Here is a 17,552-nt window from a genome sequence, read left to right as displayed (position 1 = left end):
GGTTTTTTACGAAAATATTTCGTTAGAGAATCGCAGATTCGGTAAAAAACCCGGTTTCTCACCACCCGTGCGTAAGTCCTGTTTATTCATCCCCACTTATTTATGAGTCAAAACGATCGCCCTGTTCCTCGGTTAGATTTAGCTCCCAAACTAAAGCGTCATCTTTCTTTGTGGAATCCTTTAGATTACCTGCGATTGTTATATTGGGTGTTTTTCTTTCCTCAAGCTGTGCGGTGGTATGACTCTAGTTTTGGGGGTGAATCTAATTTAAAAGACGCCAAAACCTGGCGAGAAAAGTGGGAGTGGTTGCGTCAAAATTCCGTCCAGAGTCAGTTAATTCTACAAGCCTTGATGTTAATCATTGTTATCCCCGTAGGATTAAGTAGATTTTTCGAGGAAATAGGCATTTCTATCTATTGGTTCGGCGTGACGGTGGGCGTGGCGTCGGGCGTGGCGATCGGCGTGACGGTCGACGTGGCGTCGGGCGTGGCGTTGGGCGTGGTGTATGGCGTGGCGTTGGGCGTGGTGCCGCGCGTGGCGTTGGGCGTGGCGTTGCGCGTGGCGGCGCTCGACTTGGGCGAGGCGTTCGACGTGACGGTGGGCGTGGCGTCGGGCGTGGCCTTGGGCGTGGCGTTCGGCGTGGGGTCGGGCGTGGCCTTGGGCGTGGCGTTCGGCGTGGCGTTGGGCGTGGGGTCGGGCGTGGCGTCGCGCGTGGCGTCGCGCGTGGCGTTGGGCGTGGCCTTGGGCGTGGCGTTGGGCGTGGCCTTGGGCGTGGCCTTGGGCGTGGCCTTGGGCGTGGCGTTCGGCGTGGCGTTCGGCGTGGCGTTCGGCGTGGAGATCGCACGTCCTGAAAATTGGCTTTTCGCTTTACCGTTCACCCTACTCCAGCGTCAACAGCAAAATAGACAATTTCCTCACATTACACCACTTCCCCTTCCCTACCTATTTTTTCAAATAGCTAATTGGCTGAGGCGGGATTGGGAAACAGGATTGCACAACATTAACCAACTACTACTATTTACCCTTCAGTTTATCCCTGTTGTTAAAGCTGTAAATCGTGTACTCGCAGAGACACCAAAAGACCAACTCATCTATCGCGTCGCTCAATTATCAGAAGATCCTTATGATTGGAAGTTGGTGCGTTTTGCCTCAGCTTCTCTAAATCAAGTAATGAAGTCAGAAGCAGTAGCAGGTTTTTTCATCACCGCACCTTGGCGACAACAAATTCAAGCTCGTTTTCAAACAGAAATTCGTTTAAATACTCCTGCCCGTGCCTCTGCCGCTGGTTTTTGGTATCTCCACGAGCAAAAACCAGACAAAGCCACAGAAGCTTTCGCTGTAGTGCGAGATCTGCTTTATGGAGACGAGATGTTTACCTTAGCGCAGATTCTCACAGGTTTTCACCAAACAGCAGAACTAGCTGAGATTGCTTCCCTGAAACTGCCTGCTTCCCCCAATCCACCTCTGCTGCGTGAGACTACTTGGAAAGCAATTGCCTCTCTACGGCGGGTAATTGCCGATGTTCAAGTCGTCCAGAATAGCCTATCTCGTTCTGCCCGTTCCCTTGCCCTCAACCGAGCATTAGGTGAGCTTGAAACTCTCCTCGATCGTCCAGATATTATACCACAATCTGAACGAATTTTAACTATTCAAACTGCCCAAAAATGGCAACAAATATTACTGCAAGTGACCGGGAAAATCGGAGATATTTCGATTACTCAACCAGTCAGTATCCCCTATATAATTGGCGATCCAGTCCAAGGCAATCTATTTGTCGGCCGCGAAGACATCATCAGACAGCTAGAGGAGTTGTGGGTAAAAGGCAATCAGCTTCAATCTGTGGCTCTCTACGGTCATCGGCGGATGGGAAAAACTTCGATTTTGTTGAATGCTAGCAACTGCTTAGGCTCAAAAGTACAGGTGGCTTATGTCAATTTGCTGCGCGTAGGAGATTGCTCTCAAGGAGCCGGCGAACTGCTAATATTCATCACCGATGCCATTGCCAAAACAGTCAAGATTGCACCTCCTGCCGATCGCGATTTACTCGATTTACCCTATCTCACTTTTGGACGCTACATCGAACAAGTAATAGCAAATATAGAAAGTGGATTAATCATTGCTTTAGATGAGTTTGAAAAGATTGAAGAATTGATAGACGCTGGGAACATCAATCAAGATTTTATCGGTTTTTTGCGAGGGATGGTGCAAATGAGTTCTAAAGTAGCCTTTGCTTTTGCCGGATTGCACACCTTGGATGAAATGACCCAGGATTATTTCAATCCTTTTTTTGCTAGCATTATCCCCATCCGAGTAGGTTTCCTGAGTCAAGGTGCAACTCGCCAAGTTTTAGCCAATCCCGATGATGATTTTCTCCTCGACTACAAACCAGAAGCCCTCGATCGCATTTACGAACTAACTCACGGCCAACCCTACCTCACGCAATTGGTAGGATTTCTGTTAGTCCGCCTCTACAACGACCAAGTATTTGAAATCGGACGCCCCCGCGATCCAATGTTTACACTAGAAGACGTAGCAACTGTCATCAATGACACAGAATTCTTCACCCGAGGTCGCTACTATTTTACAGGAGTGTGGGGTCAAGCAACGCAAGGCGCATCGGGACAACAGGAGATTTTAAAAGCCTTAGCACCTCACTTAGAAGGAATGAATCTCGACAGGCTGAGTCAAGAAACAGGGATGGATGAGACAAGTTTACAGGAAGCACTAAAAACTCTCGAACGGCACGATGTGGTTCGAGAAATTGATGGTTGCTACTGTATTACTGTCGAACTATTTCGCCGCTGGGTTGAGATGTCATGGAAAGGGAAGGGATAGTTAGTTATCCCTTTGAGTATTCCGCGCTTGAAACCAATCGTACACAAACTCTTGTCCCTGCAGAGGGGGACTAAGAGAAAAGCTATCAAATTAATATTACTATTATGCCAAATATTTACATTATTGGCGGCCCTAACGATTCAAGTAAAACTATAGTGCTCCTGAAATTATTACCTAATTTTTTAGATCGACATAATTTCTCTCATATTGCTTTTCAGATAAATCGACCCTGGTTTTTTCAAATAAGCCAGTGAAGCGCAGCTATCCCCTAGCGCATCGCCCAACCTCAGACCGAAGTCATCAAATAACCAATAACCACTAACAAATAACCTAACTAATGTCAAGAGTGTTTTTTCGGAAATATTAAAGCTTAAATAAAAATTGCTACCGACATTTGCGAATTATAGCACTTTGTTCCAAGTATTTGAAAATGCTAAGTTAATTAAAGATTTTATAAAAGTGACGCATAAGTCTTTACATTGTCGATCGCAATTTTGTTATTCTATTAGAAAGTTTCATTCTAGCGACTGAATTTTTGTACCACAGTCCTACCCCTAAACAGAACGGCAGTTTCCACAATGAGAATTTTAGTCACAGGCGGTGCAGGTTTCCTCGGTTCTCACCTAATTGATCGCTTAATGGCCCAAGGACATGAGGTAGTCTGCCTGGATAATTTTTACACCGGGACTAAACGCAATATCCTCAAATGGCTGGACAACCCGTATTTTGAGCTGATCCGCCACGACATCACGGAACCGATTCGGTTAGAGGTAGATCAGATTTACCATCTGGCTTGTCCCGCTTCCCCAATACACTATCAGTACAACCCTGTCAAGACAATTAAAACAAACGTCATCGGCACGATGAATATGTTGGGATTGGCCAAACGGGTAAAAGCAAGATTCTTTCTCGCTTCCACTTCCGAAGTGTACGGAGATCCTGACGTTCATCCACAAACAGAAGATTATCGTGGCAACGTTAATTGTATCGGGATCAGATCGTGTTATGACGAAGGGAAGCGAGTAGCTGAAACCTTATCTTTTGATTACCATCGTCAAAATGGGGTAGACATTCGAGTTGTGCGAATATTCAATACCTACGGCCCCCGGATGTTGGAAAATGACGGTAGAGTAGTGAGCAATTTTATTGCTCAAGCTTTGCGGAATCAACCGCTGACTGTGTACGGCGACGGCTCCCAAACCAGGAGTTTTTGCTACGTTTCTGATTTGGTGGAAGGATTTATTCGTTTGATGAATAGCGACCAAATCGGACCGATGAATTTGGGAAATCCTGGCGAATACACTATATTGGAACTGGCACAAAAAATTCAAAACACGATTAATCCAGGGGCAGAAATTATTTTTAAACCGCTGCCGGAAGACGATCCAAAACAGCGACAACCGGATATTACTCGTGCTAAAAATTGGTTGGGGTGGGAGCCAACTGTGCCGCTCGATCAAGGTTTAGAGTTGACTATAAAGGATTTTCGCGATCGCATAGAGGGAAACCAAAAGTAGAGACTGGGAGAGAGGGAGACTGGGAGAGTGGGGGAGAGAAAAAATCTTCCTTATTCCCAATTCCCAATTCTCGATTTGCGATTACCAATTCCTATCTGATTTTTTTACTAACTTTGAGGACATTTGTATGCATGTTTGCGTCATCGGTACAGGATATGTTGGCTTAGTCACCGGCACTTGTTTGGCCCACATCGGCCACCACGTGATTTGCGTAGACAACAACGAAGAAAAAGTAAAATTAATGAAGTCTGGACAGTCGCCTATTTTTGAACCTGGACTGTCTGAATTAATGTCCTCTGCATCTGCGTCGGGCAATCTAGAATTTACTTCGGATTTAGCAGCCGGAGTGGCTCACGGGGACATTTTGTTTATTGCCGTGGGGACGCCTCCTTTGCCTACTGGGGAAAGCGATACTCGCTACGTGGAAGCGGTTGCTCGTGGAATTGGAGCTCACCTCGACGGCGATTATAAAGTAATTGTCAATAAATCTACGGTTCCCATCGGTTCCGGGGACTGGGTGCGGAGGATTGTCCTCGACGGTTTGGCGGAACGTCAAAAAGCTCAAACCAATGATGCGGCTACGGGTGAGGAAGTAGCAGCAAAAAAAGGTGTGGTATTTGATGTGGTTAGCAACCCGGAGTTTTTGCGGGAGGGCTGTGCTGTTTTCGATACTTTTAATCCCGATCGCATTGTTCTCGGCAGCAACTCTCGGCGGGCTATGGATATGATGCTACAGTTATACCGGCCGATTGTCGATCGCAAGTTTGCAGAAAATCCGTCTTTGCCGGAGGTTCCTGTGGTGATGACTGATATCAGTTCAGCGGAGATGATTAAGTACGCAGCTAATGCTTTTTTGGCTACGAAGATTAGCTTTATTAATGAAGTTGCTAATATTTGCGATCGGGTTGGTGCAGATGTTAGTCAAGTTGCCCGAGGTATCGGTTTAGATTCACGGATTGGCAACAAGTTTTTGCAAGCTGGCATTGGTTGGGGCGGTTCTTGTTTCCCCAAAGATGTCTCAGCTTTAGTTCACACTGCTGACGATTACGGCTACGAGGCACATTTGCTGAAAGCGGCAGTGGAAGTTAACGAACGCCAGCGGTTCATTGCTATTGAAAAGTTGCAGCACGTTTTGAAGATTCTCAAAGGTAAAACTGTCGGACTTTTGGGTTTGACTTTCAAGCCGGATACTGACGATTTGCGGGATGCTCCAGCGCTGATTTTAATCGAGAATTTGAATCGGTTGGGAGCGAAAGTTAAAGCTTACGATCCCATCGTTTCTCAAACTGGGATGCGTCACGGTTTGTCGGGAGTTTTGGTAGAAACTGACCCGGAAAGGTTGGCAGACGGTTGCGATGCTTTGGTGTTGGTGACGGACTGGGAACAGTTTCGCAATTTAGATTACGATAAAATGGCGAAGTTGATGAATCATCCAGTGATGATTGATGGCCGCAATTTCTTAGACAAGAAGGCTTTAGAAGCGGCTGGTTTCCAATATGTGGGGATTGGAAGGTAAAGAAGAGTTTTGAGTAGAATCTCTATTTCGTAGGGTGCGCCGAAGCGCACCTTACATTTATCTTGCTGGTGGCCAACAATCGCGGGTTTACTCGCGCCGACTGCTTTAAAAATTTTCCATCAAGGTTTTTTCTTGAGCGTAAACATCTCGTAGCTGTTGCAGCGCTGAGGCAGAAATTACCGATTTAACTGTAGCAACTAATTTACCCCATTCAAGCAAGCTGTCCACTGAAACAGCCGTTTTGAAGTTGTACGTATAGAATTTAGTCCAAAAATCTGGTGCTTGTGTCCGTTTCCAGCGTTTGTACCAGGCGACAAAATCTTGAGCACAGGGCGGTTTTACTTCTAAGATTGGGGGGAAATCAGCGTAGCTGACAAATCGACTGAGGCCTTTGGCATGAACATACACCACGTTGTGGCAGCAATCGATCCGGTATATCTGTTCAGGTGAGATGTTGAACAGGAGTGCCACTGTTTCTTCGGTGACAAATCTAGATCGCGGATTGACGATCGACGATTTGTGAATAATTTTTGATGCGCCGATCGCTGACGATCTTAGCTGATTTTCTGATATCATTGTAGTTGCATCTGGTGGTGGTAGCTAAATCTATCTCTGCTAAGTGCGATCGACAGAAATTATCTGTCGGGATTAATTTTAACTGGCGATCGTCTTTAGTTTGCAGACCGGGGGCGATCGCTTTTTGATATATTATACTAAATCCAAAATTTTGTAAATAGTGAATATGAGCAAAGGCTTAGTCAGATTGCGGGTTCGAGAGTTGGCTGCCGAGAAGGGATGGACGCTCAAGGAAGTTGCGGAGCGATCGGGCGTGGGCTACAGTACGATTAGCAATTATGCTCGTTCTCAGGGGATGGCAATGGTTGACTTTGCAGCAGTTCACAAGCTGGCTCGCACTTTTGATGTGATGATTGAAGATTTCGTGGTAATCCTAGAAAAATAGTTGAAAGTTTTACCTAAATTCAATGTTTTAGCGATCGACTAAAAGCAGATGCGAACAAATAGTTTAACCTGCGATACTAATTCACAGATGCGATCAACAGAGCCTCCCAAAGACTCCCTCAAACCATGCCCAAGCCAAAAAAGACCCCCGCCAAAACCTACACTGAAATCAACCTCAGCGATCCTCAATACTACTTCAACCGAGAACAAAGCTGGCTAGAATTCAACAACCGCGTGCTCCACGAAGCCCTCGACCCCCGCACGCCCCTTTTAGAAAGACTCAAATTTCTCGCTATTTTTAGCTCCAACCTAGACGAATATTTTATGGTGCGCGTGGGCGCCCTCAAACAACAAGTACACGCAAAAGTCAGCAAATTAACCTCCGACGGCCGCACCCCCCAACAACAGCTAGATGCCCTGAACAAGCGGCTTTTGCCGATGGTTACTCAGCAGCACTCGTATTTTGAGCAAACCCTGCGGCCGAAACTAGCAGCAAGCGAAATCTACATTCTCGACTACATAGACCTCAATCAAGAACAGCGCAATTACTTGCACCGCTACTTCAAAGAACAAGTATTTCCCGTACTCACTCCCCTAGCAGTTGACCCCAGCCACCCATTCCCCTACCTTTCCAATCTCAGCCTCAATTTAGCAGTAGTAGTCAGGGACCCCGACACCCGGGAAGAATTGTTTGCCCGCGTCAAAGTACCGCAGGTTTTGCCGAGGTTTGTGCCGCTGCCGGGGGATTTGCAGTGGCAGCAGAGGGGCAAATCTCCTGTTTGGACTGGCGTGCCCCTAGAACAGGTGATTGCCCACAATTTAGAAGCTTTGTTTCCGGGGATGGACGTAGAGGAATATCACCCGTTCCGCATTACTCGCAATTCCGATTTGACGGTGGAGGAAGATGAGGCAGAGGATTTGCTGCTGGCAATAGAACAGGAGCTCCGCAAGCGCCGGTTTGGAGGTTCTGCGGTGCGGATGGAAATTCAAGCGATTATGCCGCCTGCGCTGCGAGATATGCTCATGGAGGAGCTGGATCTCGGTGAGCAAGATGTTTACGTCGTAGAGGGGCTGCTAGGCCTCAAGGATTTGATGTCTTTTGTGGGGCTGCCGGTGCCGGAACTGAAAGACCCTCCTTGGACTCCGGTTGTGCCACCGCGATTGCGGAACTCGGAATCGGCAAGGATTTTAGACAAATCGAGGTTGGATGCTGAAGAGGGCGAGGATATTTTCACCACCATCCGGCAGGGGGATTTGATGCTGCACCATCCCTATCACTCGTTTGCTGCGACGGTACAGCGGTTTATTACTGAGGCGGCGCACGATCGCTCCGTGTTAGCGATTAAGATGACTTTATACCGCACTTCGGGTGATTCGCCCATCGTCAGCGCCTTAATTCAAGCAGCGGAAAACGGCAAGCAGGTAGCGGTTTTAGTAGAGCTCAAAGCTAGGTTTGACGAAGAAAATAATATTAATTGGGCTCGCAAGTTAGAACAAGCGGGAGTCCACGTAGTTTACGGTTTGGTGGGACTCAAAACCCACACCAAAATTGTGATGGTAGTGCGTCGCGAGGAAGGGTATATCCGCCGCTATGTCCACATCGGCACCGGCAATTACAATCCCAAAACAGCCGGACTCTATACCGATGTGGGTTTGTTGAGTTGTCGCGAGGATTTGGGTTCGGATTTGACGGATTTGTTTAATTATTTGACTGGTTATTCGCGACAGGTATCTTATCGCAAATTATTGGTAGCGCCGGTCAATATGCGCGATCGATTTTTAGCTTTAATCCGGCGCGAGGCCGAATTCTGCCGCTTGCAGGCCGAAGGCGGTATCGGTAGCTGCGGCCGCATTGTCGCTAAAATGAACGCTTTAGTTGACCCTCAAATCATTGTTGCTTTGTACGAAGCTTCACAAGCGGGAGTTAAAATTGATTTGATTATTCGGGGGATTTGCTGTTTGCGTCCCGGCGTTGAGGGTGTTAGCGAAAATATCAGAGTTATCAGTATTATCGGTCGCTTTTTAGAGCATTCTCGGATGTTTTATTTTTTCAACGGTGGCGACGAAGAGGTGTATATTGGTTCTGCAGATTGGATGCAGCGCAATCTCACAAGACGGGTTGAGGCGATAGTTCAAGTAGAAGATCCGACAATTGCCAAGGAATTGCAAGAAATTTTGGGAGTAATGCTGGCGGACAACCGCCAAGCTTGGGATTTGCAGTCTGGGGGACACTACTCTCAGCGGCGGCCGCCTGCTAATTGCCCGGAAGTGAGTTCTCAACAAATTTTGATGGATATGGTGATGAATTAATCATTAGGAATGGGGCATGGCGCATGGGGAATTGGTTATTAGCTATCTGTTATTGGTTATTAGCTATTAGTTAACAGTCAACAATGCCCCATGCCCCATTCCCCATGCCCTATTCCCAATGACCCTAACTGTTAAAAGTACGCTTGAATTCTTCTAAGAGATCGTCAATTTCTTCGATCGCCTGACTCACATCTATTCTCAGGGCTCCCAAGTCCGATCGATCTAACAGCCGCACGAGGGATTCCCGCTTGACTTCGATCTCTGCTACGCGCTCTTTGATTGTTTGTGCATCCATGGTTTTTTGCCTTTGCTACTATTAACAAAAATATTTGACATTCCCCTCTGCGAACAGACGGAGATTCTTAATTCACCGACCTACCTTTTTGGGCAAATCCTTCACTGTTTTTATAGGGGAAGTGATGAACCTGCTCAGGGTTTTTGAGTCTGTGTTATAGTTTGATTGTACATCAAAACCTCAGCCAAACTCCAGCCAAATTTTAGCGCAAAAAAGGCGGACGTTTGGTATCTGCAGGTTTATTTTTCATCATTCCAGCTAAAAATCGCTTCAGGGCCTTCTCCCGGTTTTTCATAAAAGCAGCCCAAAATCCCGGTTGATATTCATCCATCGTCTTGGCTAGGGCCCAGACATCGATCGCTAAGATATTATAAAGCCTTTCATCTTCGCGTTTGAGCGAGTTAATCTGCTCCAGAACCGCCTTGTTTGCTCCAGCAGTTTGTTTGTCTTCGTCTTTAATCATGTCCGAAAAATGGTTGAAAGGGCAAGAGTGTCGATCGCGATCGCCACTCTGTATACTTTGATGATACTGCCGATCTCGATTGCCTTCTGGAACCAACGCCGCGCAATTAACACGGATATTTACCGATGGCGTGCCCGGGCGAGTCCGGCAGGATAAGCTTCTGAACCTAGAGACAAGACTGTGGATGCACACCGCTCCCGCGCTCATAGATGCTAGCAGTTTTTGCAGGTCTTTTGGCAAAAAAACTAAATTTATTCAAGACTTTTTGACAGATAATAATTAAAGTATATTATTTCTGTCCGACTACTTACCTCACTAATATGTTACGCAAAATTTCTTTAGCAAACCTAGCCTTAGTTGTTGGCGGTATTATAGCAGCAGTCGGTTTCGGAGCCTACTTCACAGACAGACCTACCCTAAACCTAGCCGGTTTTTTTTATGGAATTCCGCTGTTGCTGGGAGGTTTGGCCCTGAAAGCGGCCGAACTCGAACCAGTTGATTTCACCGAACCTACCTCTGCTGAAGTTCTCCTCCTGCGAGAAAGTCAGGCCACAGATACTCAAAACCAAGTCCGCAAAGATGTCACTCGATTTCGCTACGGCCAACCCGCGCACTTAGATGATGCTTTGGAGCGCCTGGGCCTGGCTCCGACAGACGAGGAACGGCCCCTCCTGCAAGGGTTGCGGGAAGTTGATGTTGATGGTGCTTATGGGTTAATTCTAGAGTTTTATTCGCCGCTAATGCCGATCGAAGTCTGGGAAGAAAAGCAAGACAAAATAGCTACTTTTTTTGGACCAGGTTTGCGCGCCCAAGTCAGTAAAAAGACTGGTGACAAAATTGAAGTGGCTCTAATTAAAAATACTCAAGCTTAAAGTAGTCTTAAGTTTTGAGTGCGTGAATTTTGAAGTCATCAATAAAACATTAATCCTGCATCAGCTTAGATACTGATTTTAGCGGCAGCTTGAAACCTGTCGCTATCAACATCAACTAAATCCGCAATTGGGCGATCGCGCAAATTAGATTTTCCTTAATTACAATAATAGTTGAGAACCGATCGGCAATCTTAAATCAGGAGAAGCACAAATGGTTTCATCCGAGAGTAGGATAGGTATTATGGCCGCCAGAGCATCAGGGTTTGTCAGTTGCAGTTAAACAAGCGTCGAAGTCGATGATACCAGTCTCAGTTGCAAATAATCCTGGCTCAGTCTTGAGTAGGATAAATGAGCAGGTTAAATCCGCCAAACTAAATTATTGACAACAATCTATAGGGAAAACAGGGATACGCCTATGTCAGAGAACAAAGTTTCCATCACCGCCAAAGTACCTTTAACTGCTCAACAGCAGTGGGAGACTCTCATGGCTCATCACTGCGGACGTTGGCAAGGGTATTGGTTAGATATGATGTCACAGGGCAGGTTCTCGATATTCTTGATTCTGTACGGAGCTTCATTCCTTCTGACGATCGGCAAACAGTCACCCATTCCACCGACTTCAGGAGTCGGATGACAGAAACAGTAACGCAGAAACAATGGGTTTTGACCTTGGGTAATCCGCTGATTATCCATCCGTTTGCTCCAGAGGCTTATCTGCTTTTTAATCCCCATTCTTCTGACACAATGGTTGGGCCGGATCGAACGGGTTCAAGCTTCTATTTTGAGCATTACATCCTGGCATCAGGAAAAAGAACAAGTGCGGCGGCGATCTACCACAAGGATGCCGCCAATAGCTCTCAGCCTAACCTGTTTTCATTGTTTAGAGAGAGCAAAGAAGAGGCAACGGAACCTTGGTGGTCCCAACAAACTCACTGTAGGATCGATCGAGTCAACGACCTCAAGCTTCCTGCTTAAACCACAGGCGGAACCTATGTTTCATTGGATGAGATGGCTCAACTGCCAGTTCCTCCTCAACCGAGTGAAATACAAGGCGATTTTCTACACATCCAATTTCCCGATGCCATAGAGGTTGTGCTTTCGAGCGATCGATTCAAGACTCCCTATTATGCCTCCATGAGTTGGACCCCAGATACCAATGATACACAGCGAAGCTGTACTTTAATCTACGAACAACCCGAGCAAAAGGCTGATGTATTCGCCATTTAACAGCCTCAAATTTCCACTTCTGGATGAATGAGCTTGTATCCTTCTGCTTTGAGCTTCTGATTCGATATGCGCCGATTATTCGATCGCTTTGTTGTATCTGACCCATCCCATTCCACTTCAGGTAATTCGTAGCGATCGCAGAGTTGTTTAAACAATTCACGAGCAGTAATGGGAACATCATTCACTACGTTATAAACTCCTTCTAATTGACGAGCGAGCGCCAACTCACTTGCTGATACAATGTCGTCCAGATGAATCCAGTTCGTAAAATGATTGCCTGTGCCTGGGCGAGTAGTGCCGGCAAGCCCACTTAACCGTTTCTTGAACTCGCGATCGGGTCCATAAATGGCTGCAAGGCGAAAGATACATACTTTCAAATCAGGGCTGGATGCTGATAGCAAAACTTGCTCTGTCTCATGTAAAATCTCTCCATGTCTGTCAGTTGGTGCCACAGGTGAAAGTTCACTAACCCAGGCTCCATTACTATTGCCATACACCCCAGAACTACTGGTATATATGAGTTGTTTTATGTTTGGAAAATGCTTCAAGGCAAGGACAAGGTTGTTGGCCGTATGCAGGTATGTCTCCTCGTACATATCGGCATCTACTTGTTGGTTTGCTGTAGGAGCGAGACTAAGGAAGATCACATCTTGATTTTGCAAGATCGTCTGTAATGTCTCTTCATCGCAGCGCTTCAGGACGATCGCCTGGTTGGCAACTTTCTGTAACTCCTCAAGGCGGTCTTGCGTTGTCGTCGTTGCAGTAATTACGTGACCCAGGTTCCGCCAATGCTGGGCAACGGCACTTCCAACATAGCCACAACCAATAATTATAGCGTTCATCCGTTTTTTTAACTTCTGATATAGAAGGCTCTAGAGGGCATCCAAGATAACAATATATCAAAGTTACAAAACTTTATGCACTGTTTTATGGGATTTGCATTCTGGGCATTTCCTGCTACTTTTTCTCCCGATCATCCCTCTATTATGCAACGCCGAGTTAATCAGCATTAACAAACAACCGGGAACGAGTAATAAAACGCTCTCCATCCGGCCCTTCCAGGGAAAAATCGCTGCCTCCGGGCCCCGATGCCACGTCTATAATTAACTGCGTGTGCTGCCAATATTTGTATTGCTGCGCTGCAATATAAAAGGGACAACCGCCTATTTCGCCCAGCAATACGTCACCATCACCGATTATCAATTCCCCGTTGGGAAAGCACATGGGAGAACTACCGTCGCAGCAGCCGCCCGATTGGTGAAACATCAATTCTCCGTGTTGAGTTTTGAGATAGTTAATTAATTTTAAAGCGGATTCTGTTGCGGTGACTTTTGCGATCGTTTCCATTTTAGAAGAAGGAATATGGAAAATGGAAGATGGAAGCTCGACATCTGCGTGAATCAGCGTAAATCCTTTGTCATCTGCGGTTAACAAATTCTTTTTTTTTAACCGCAGATAAGGGCAGATAAACACAGATTAACGCAGATGAATTAGATCGATTCCAGTTGTACGGGATTTGATATGACTTAGAAGAAACCTAATGCTTTGGGGCTGTAGCTGATTAACAAATTCTTAGTTTGCTGGTAGTGATCCAACATCATTTTGTGATTTTCGCGACCGATTCCCGATGATTTGTAGCCGCCGAATGCTGCGTGCGCGGGATACAAATGATAGCAGTTTGTCCACACGCGGCCTGCTTGAACGGCGCGGCCCATGCGGTAGGCGGTGTTGATGTCGCGAGTCCAAACTCCTGCACCTAAACCATAGAGGGTATCGTTGGCAATTTCTAATGCTTCGGATTCGTCTTTGAAGGTGGTTACTGCTAATACTGGGCCGAAGATTTCTTCTTGGAAAATTCGCATTTTGTTGTTTCCTTTGAAGACTGTCGGCTGGAAATAATAACCGTCTTGCAAGTCGCCGGATAATATGTTTCTTTCGCCGCCAATGAGACATTCTGCGCCTTCGGCGTGACCGATTTTGACGTATTCGGCGATTTTTTCCATCTGGTTGATGGAGACTTGCGCGCCGAGGGCGGTTGTCGGATCTAAGGGGTTGTCTTGTTTGATTTGGCGGATGCGATCGATCGCCCTTTCCATGAATCGATCGTAGATTGACTCCTGAATTAAGGCGCGGGAGGGACAGGTGCAAACTTCGCCTTGGTTGAAGGCAAACATGACTAATCCTTCGACTGCTTTGTCGAGGAATTCATCCTCTTGGGCGCAGATATCTTCAAAGAAAATATTGGGGGATTTGCCGCCTAATTCTAGGGTGACGGGGATGACATTTTGGGAGGCGTATTGCATGATTAGCCTGCCGGTGGTGGTTTCGCCGGTGAAGGCGACTTTGGCAATCCGGGGACTGGTGGCGAGGGTTTTGCCGATTTCGGCGCCGGGCCCGTTAATGACGTTGATAACGCCGTCTGGTACTAAGTCGGCGATGATTTCGATCAGTACCAAGATTGATGCGGGGGTGGGGCCTGCTGGTTTGAGGACGACGCAGTTGCCGGCGGCGAGGGCTGGGGCGAGTTTCCAGGCGGCCATTAATATCGGGAAGTTCCAGGGGATGATTTGTCCGATGACGCCTAGGGGTTCGTGGAAGTGGTAGGCGACGGTGGTTCCGTCGAGTTCGCCGATCGACCCTTCTTGAGCTCGGATGCAGCTTGCGAAGTAGCGGAAATGGTCGATCGCCAGCGGTATGTCTGCGAGGCGGGTTTCGCGAATTGGTTTGCCGTTGTCCCAGGTTTCGGCGATGGCGAGGCGATCGAGGTTTTCTTCGATGCGATCGGCAATTTTGTGTAAAACCCGCGCCCTGTCTGCTGGGGAAGTCTTACCCCACTTGTCTTTGGCGGCGTGGGCGGCATCCAGCGCCAATTCTACATCCTCCGCGATCGATCGGGGAACTTGACAAATTGATTTTCCTGTAATTGGAGACAGGTTTTCCGAGTATTTCCCTTTCACCGGTGGCACCCACTGGCCGCCGATAAAGTTGTCGTAGCGAGGTTGAAAAATCGACTGACTGCCGGATTGAACAGGTGCTGCTACTACCATTTTATTACCTGATTAAAATTTGTTTTCGCGGACGCTTAAAATCTCTTGCATATCAACTATCGTTTATTTTCGATAACTTCGGTCATTCCCTATACAAAATTTTACATTTTTCCAATTTTTTGCAGTCCCTGTAGGGGCGGGTTCACCAACAATCTCAGGCTAAAACCAACAATCTCAAAAACCCGCCCCCACCCAACGGTAAACACGATAAATTAACTGTGACGCACCTCTCCTTTGTGCGGCTATAAAATTCTACGATAGCTGATAGTGATTTTTGAGGAAATGGCTGGTTCTGCCCGCCAATAAGGGAGCAGAAAGGGGCGCTTTAAGGTATTTGCTAATTCCCATATCGTTATCAGCAACGTCAATATAAATCCCCTGAAAATCGACCACATCATTGCCAACCCAAATCACCGGCTTAAATTTGATTTATTGCAACTATTACAACTCTTGAGCCGACTCTTATAAAACATCGCGTGATTGAGGATATTCAGAAAAATGTGATTTATCTGAGATATTGCACCATTTTCAATAAGCTTTTTATGAACAGGCAAGATGCCTGTTCCACAAAGAGTGAATTTTCTTGTGGAACAGGCATCTTGCCTGTTATTGAGAAGGGTGCAAGATGTGAGATTTATCCGAGCTGCATACCGCTCAATCTGTGGCAAATTTCCGAATATTTTCATCAGCTTGATGCCTAGCCGTCCGTCGCAAATAATCCCGTTTTTTAAATTTGCACCCAGAAAGTCAAATCTTCGCAGCGTTTTATTGCTAAAATTGAAAAAAATAGTAAATAAGTACATTGATCATTATCAATGTGACGATATTGCATAATATTTATTAGCACCATAAGCAATAAGGGTTAAAACACTCCATGTCTGCTCAAGGGTTTTATCGTCGTTCACTCCCAGATTCTGCTATTGCCTTTTCCTCCGTAGAGGGAAAGCAAATATTTCGAGAAGCGTTGGCACTGGGAGGTATGGAAGGGTATTTTGCTCTAGCGGAACAGTTTCATACTCAAGCAGAACCCGCTTTTTGTGGATTGGGTAGTTTAGTCGTTGTTCTTAATGCCTTATCCATCGATCCAGGTCGCATTTGGAAAGGGGTGTGGAGATGGTATGGAGAGGAATTTTTAGACTGTTGTTTACCTCTTTCAGTCATTAAAGAAAACGGTATCACCTTTGATGAGTTTGTTTGTATCGCACGTTGCAACGGTGCTGTTGTAAAACCTAACCGTTACCACCAAAGCAGCTTGGAAAACTTTCGGCAAGCAGTTGAGGAGGTGACTACGGCGTCAGGTGATATTCATTTAGTTGTTTCCTACAGCCGAAAGGTATTAGGACAAACGGGTGATGGTCACTTTTCACCAATTGGTGGCTATCATCCACAGCGGGATCTAGTTCTTCTGCTGGATGTTGCCCGTTTCAAATATCCACCTCACTGGGTTTCTTTGCCTTTGTTATGGCAAGCACTTGAACCTGTCGATGCCGTCACTAATCAATGTCGAGGTTATATTTTATTGCAGAAGAGTGAAAGGTTGCCAGAAACCTTCTTTCATGTTGCTTTTAATTTACATCAGTGGCGTAGTGTTGCTCCTTACTTTGCAGAAATACTCCCAGACATTCTGAGAAAAGAGCAACCTGATTCAATTGCTTCATTTGTCAGTACCATCCTGCACCATTTGCCTGTTGAGTTCACAACTATGGTGCATACCTCGTCAGAGACTGCAGAGACAGTTGAGAAATTACGGGCAGCTATTGACTTAAATTCACTGTTTGATATTGTTCACCAATGCTTGTCAAGCGATGACTCGGATGCAATGTTTGTTGTACGCAAGTGGCCGCAACAGCCATTCGTAGGAGAGATAATAACAGCAATATTACTGTCGTGTCCCGAAACGCTCTATGCAACTCTCAAACCCGAGTTACGACTGTGGTTTAGTGAGGTTCGCCACCTGGAGAAACTACTCCCTCCCTTGGATGTAGAGATATCTAGATTGAGAGAACAAATGTCAGCACTCCAGGAGTTTTACACTTTATATTTCAAGGGACATCAGTGCAATATCCCTCAGAGTTAGCACATACCGCCTTTTGATCTTCCCAAACCTCGATTAACTACAAAAGTGAAAATTCAACAGAAAGATTTAATAATCCGATGCTGGTGCCGGTTGTGGAGGAAGATTCGCCGCGAAATATTAGGGTTGTGACTGATGCGAGTGAGAAATGGACAAGGGAAAAAGTGGAAGTGGTGGTGAAAAAAATGTAGGGCGAATATCTGGCTGGTTGGCTGTGTTTGCCTAAATCCTATTGGATTGACTCTTGGTTGAGGAGGTAATCAGCACACATCTGTTTACCCTCTGCTGTCACTTTTGGATTGGTTCTGAGATAATCGCCGATCCAGTTGCAACCTAATGCCATTAGTTTATCAACATCCCAAATCCATAGTTTAAGGGTTTTATCACTGCTTCCCGAAGCCAAAGTTAAGCCATCGGGACTAAAGGCGACGCTCCA

At 46.3% G+C, this 17,552-nt stretch carries 18 protein-coding genes; 11 read left to right on the top strand and 7 right to left on the bottom strand.

Annotation, left to right across the window (positions count from 1 at the left end):
• Positions 1-102 precede the first annotated feature (102 nt).
• The 3 genes from QUA77_RS11460 (at position 103) to QUA77_RS11450 (ending at position 5,868) form a co-directional block, all read left to right on the top strand.
• Entirely contained in the window at positions 103-2,835 is a 2,733-nt protein-coding gene (locus tag QUA77_RS11460) for a helix-turn-helix domain-containing protein (protein WP_333450211.1), read from the top strand.
• Between the two features lie 578 nt (positions 2,836-3,413).
• A complete protein-coding gene (locus QUA77_RS11455; RefSeq protein ID WP_333038674.1) occupies positions 3,414-4,352 on the top strand; it encodes a UDP-glucuronic acid decarboxylase family protein in 939 nt (312 codons plus the stop codon).
• A gap of 127 nt (positions 4,353-4,479) precedes the next feature.
• Complete coding sequence (locus QUA77_RS11450; RefSeq protein ID WP_333038671.1) at positions 4,480-5,868, top strand: UDP-glucose/GDP-mannose dehydrogenase family protein; 1,389 nt, start codon at positions 4,480-4,482, stop codon at positions 5,866-5,868.
• Between the two features lie 105 nt (positions 5,869-5,973).
• Here QUA77_RS11450 and QUA77_RS11445 read toward each other — a convergent pair whose 3' ends face one another.
• Positions 5,974-6,444 (bottom strand): hypothetical protein, encoded by a 471-nt coding sequence (locus QUA77_RS11445; protein WP_333038668.1) that lies wholly within the window; start codon positions 6,442-6,444, stop codon positions 5,974-5,976.
• Between the two features lie 166 nt (positions 6,445-6,610).
• Between QUA77_RS11445 and QUA77_RS11440 the strand changes: the two genes are divergently transcribed.
• Together QUA77_RS11440 and ppk1 are read left to right on the top strand one after the other, a co-directional pair.
• The gene (locus tag QUA77_RS11440) at positions 6,611-6,829 is read left to right on the top strand and encodes a helix-turn-helix domain-containing protein (RefSeq protein WP_006632503.1); all 219 of its coding nucleotides are present in this window, start codon (positions 6,611-6,613) and stop codon (positions 6,827-6,829) included.
• A gap of 125 nt (positions 6,830-6,954) precedes the next feature.
• Positions 6,955-9,138 carry a polyphosphate kinase 1 gene (gene ppk1 / locus QUA77_RS11435; protein WP_333038665.1) on the top strand — a complete coding sequence of 728 codons (2,184 nt, stop codon included), beginning with the start codon at positions 6,955-6,957 and terminating at the stop codon, positions 9,136-9,138.
• A gap of 124 nt (positions 9,139-9,262) precedes the next feature.
• Here ppk1 and QUA77_RS11430 read toward each other — a convergent pair whose 3' ends face one another.
• Positions 9,263-9,433 carry a hypothetical protein gene (locus QUA77_RS11430; protein ID WP_333031883.1) on the bottom strand — a complete coding sequence of 57 codons (171 nt, stop codon included), beginning with the start codon at positions 9,431-9,433 and terminating at the stop codon, positions 9,263-9,265.
• Positions 9,434-9,635: 202 nt separating this feature from the next.
• Positions 9,636-9,896 carry a hypothetical protein gene (locus tag QUA77_RS11425; protein WP_006632500.1) on the bottom strand — a complete coding sequence of 87 codons (261 nt, stop codon included), beginning with the start codon at positions 9,894-9,896 and terminating at the stop codon, positions 9,636-9,638.
• A 9-nt stretch (positions 9,897-9,905) separates the two neighbouring features.
• Here QUA77_RS11425 and QUA77_RS11420 point away from each other — a divergent pair, with 9 nt between their 5' ends.
• From QUA77_RS11420 to QUA77_RS11400, 5 genes are all read left to right on the top strand, one after another.
• Positions 9,906-10,052: a hypothetical protein gene (locus QUA77_RS11420; RefSeq protein ID WP_190657804.1), complete on the top strand. Its 147-nt coding sequence runs from the start codon at positions 9,906-9,908 to the stop codon at positions 10,050-10,052.
• Between the two features lie 164 nt (positions 10,053-10,216).
• A complete protein-coding gene (locus QUA77_RS11415) occupies positions 10,217-10,768 on the top strand; it encodes a DUF2854 domain-containing protein (RefSeq protein WP_333450210.1) in 552 nt (183 codons plus the stop codon).
• Between the two features lie 415 nt (positions 10,769-11,183).
• Positions 11,184-11,402: a hypothetical protein gene (locus tag QUA77_RS11410; RefSeq protein ID WP_333450209.1), complete on the top strand. Its 219-nt coding sequence runs from the start codon at positions 11,184-11,186 to the stop codon at positions 11,400-11,402.
• On the top strand, positions 11,399-11,743 hold the full coding sequence (locus tag QUA77_RS11405; protein WP_333450208.1) for a hypothetical protein: 345 nt from the start codon (positions 11,399-11,401) through the stop codon (positions 11,741-11,743). Before QUA77_RS11410 ends, QUA77_RS11405 begins: the two co-directional genes overlap by 4 nt.
• Positions 11,744-11,776: 33 nt before the next feature.
• On the top strand, positions 11,777-11,995 hold the full coding sequence (locus tag QUA77_RS11400) for a hypothetical protein (RefSeq protein ID WP_333450207.1): 219 nt from the start codon (positions 11,777-11,779) through the stop codon (positions 11,993-11,995).
• Between the two features lie 5 nt (positions 11,996-12,000).
• Here QUA77_RS11400 and QUA77_RS11395 read toward each other — a convergent pair whose 3' ends face one another.
• The 3 genes from QUA77_RS11395 to exaC form a co-directional block, all read right to left on the bottom strand.
• Positions 12,001-12,837, bottom strand: a complete 837-nt coding sequence (locus QUA77_RS11395) for an SDR family oxidoreductase (protein ID WP_333450206.1) — start codon at positions 12,835-12,837, stop codon at positions 12,001-12,003.
• A 157-nt stretch (positions 12,838-12,994) separates the two neighbouring features.
• The gene (locus QUA77_RS11390; protein ID WP_333450205.1) at positions 12,995-13,429 is read right to left on the bottom strand and encodes a DUF779 domain-containing protein; all 435 of its coding nucleotides are present in this window, start codon (positions 13,427-13,429) and stop codon (positions 12,995-12,997) included.
• 92 nt (positions 13,430-13,521) lie between these two features.
• Positions 13,522-15,042, bottom strand: coding sequence for an acetaldehyde dehydrogenase ExaC (exaC, locus tag QUA77_RS11385; RefSeq protein WP_333450204.1), 1,521 nt, complete (start codon positions 15,040-15,042; stop codon positions 13,522-13,524).
• Between the two features lie 874 nt (positions 15,043-15,916).
• On the opposite strand from exaC, the gene QUA77_RS11380 reads away from it, so the two are divergent.
• Positions 15,917-17,119: a phytochelatin synthase family protein gene (locus QUA77_RS11380; RefSeq protein ID WP_333450203.1), complete on the top strand. Its 1,203-nt coding sequence runs from the start codon at positions 15,917-15,919 to the stop codon at positions 17,117-17,119.
• 226 nt (positions 17,120-17,345) lie between these two features.
• Here QUA77_RS11380 and QUA77_RS11375 read toward each other — a convergent pair.
• On the bottom strand, positions 17,346-17,552 hold a 207-nt coding region (locus tag QUA77_RS11375; protein ID WP_333450202.1), incomplete at its 5' end, for a WD40 repeat domain-containing protein.

This window comes from Microcoleus sp. K5-D4, from assembly GCF_036704575.1.
GTDB lineage: Bacteria > Cyanobacteriota > Cyanobacteriia > Cyanobacteriales > Microcoleaceae > Microcoleus.
The sequence above is the reverse complement of the archived record's forward strand: the minus strand, read 5'-3'. Positions and strand labels throughout refer to the sequence as shown.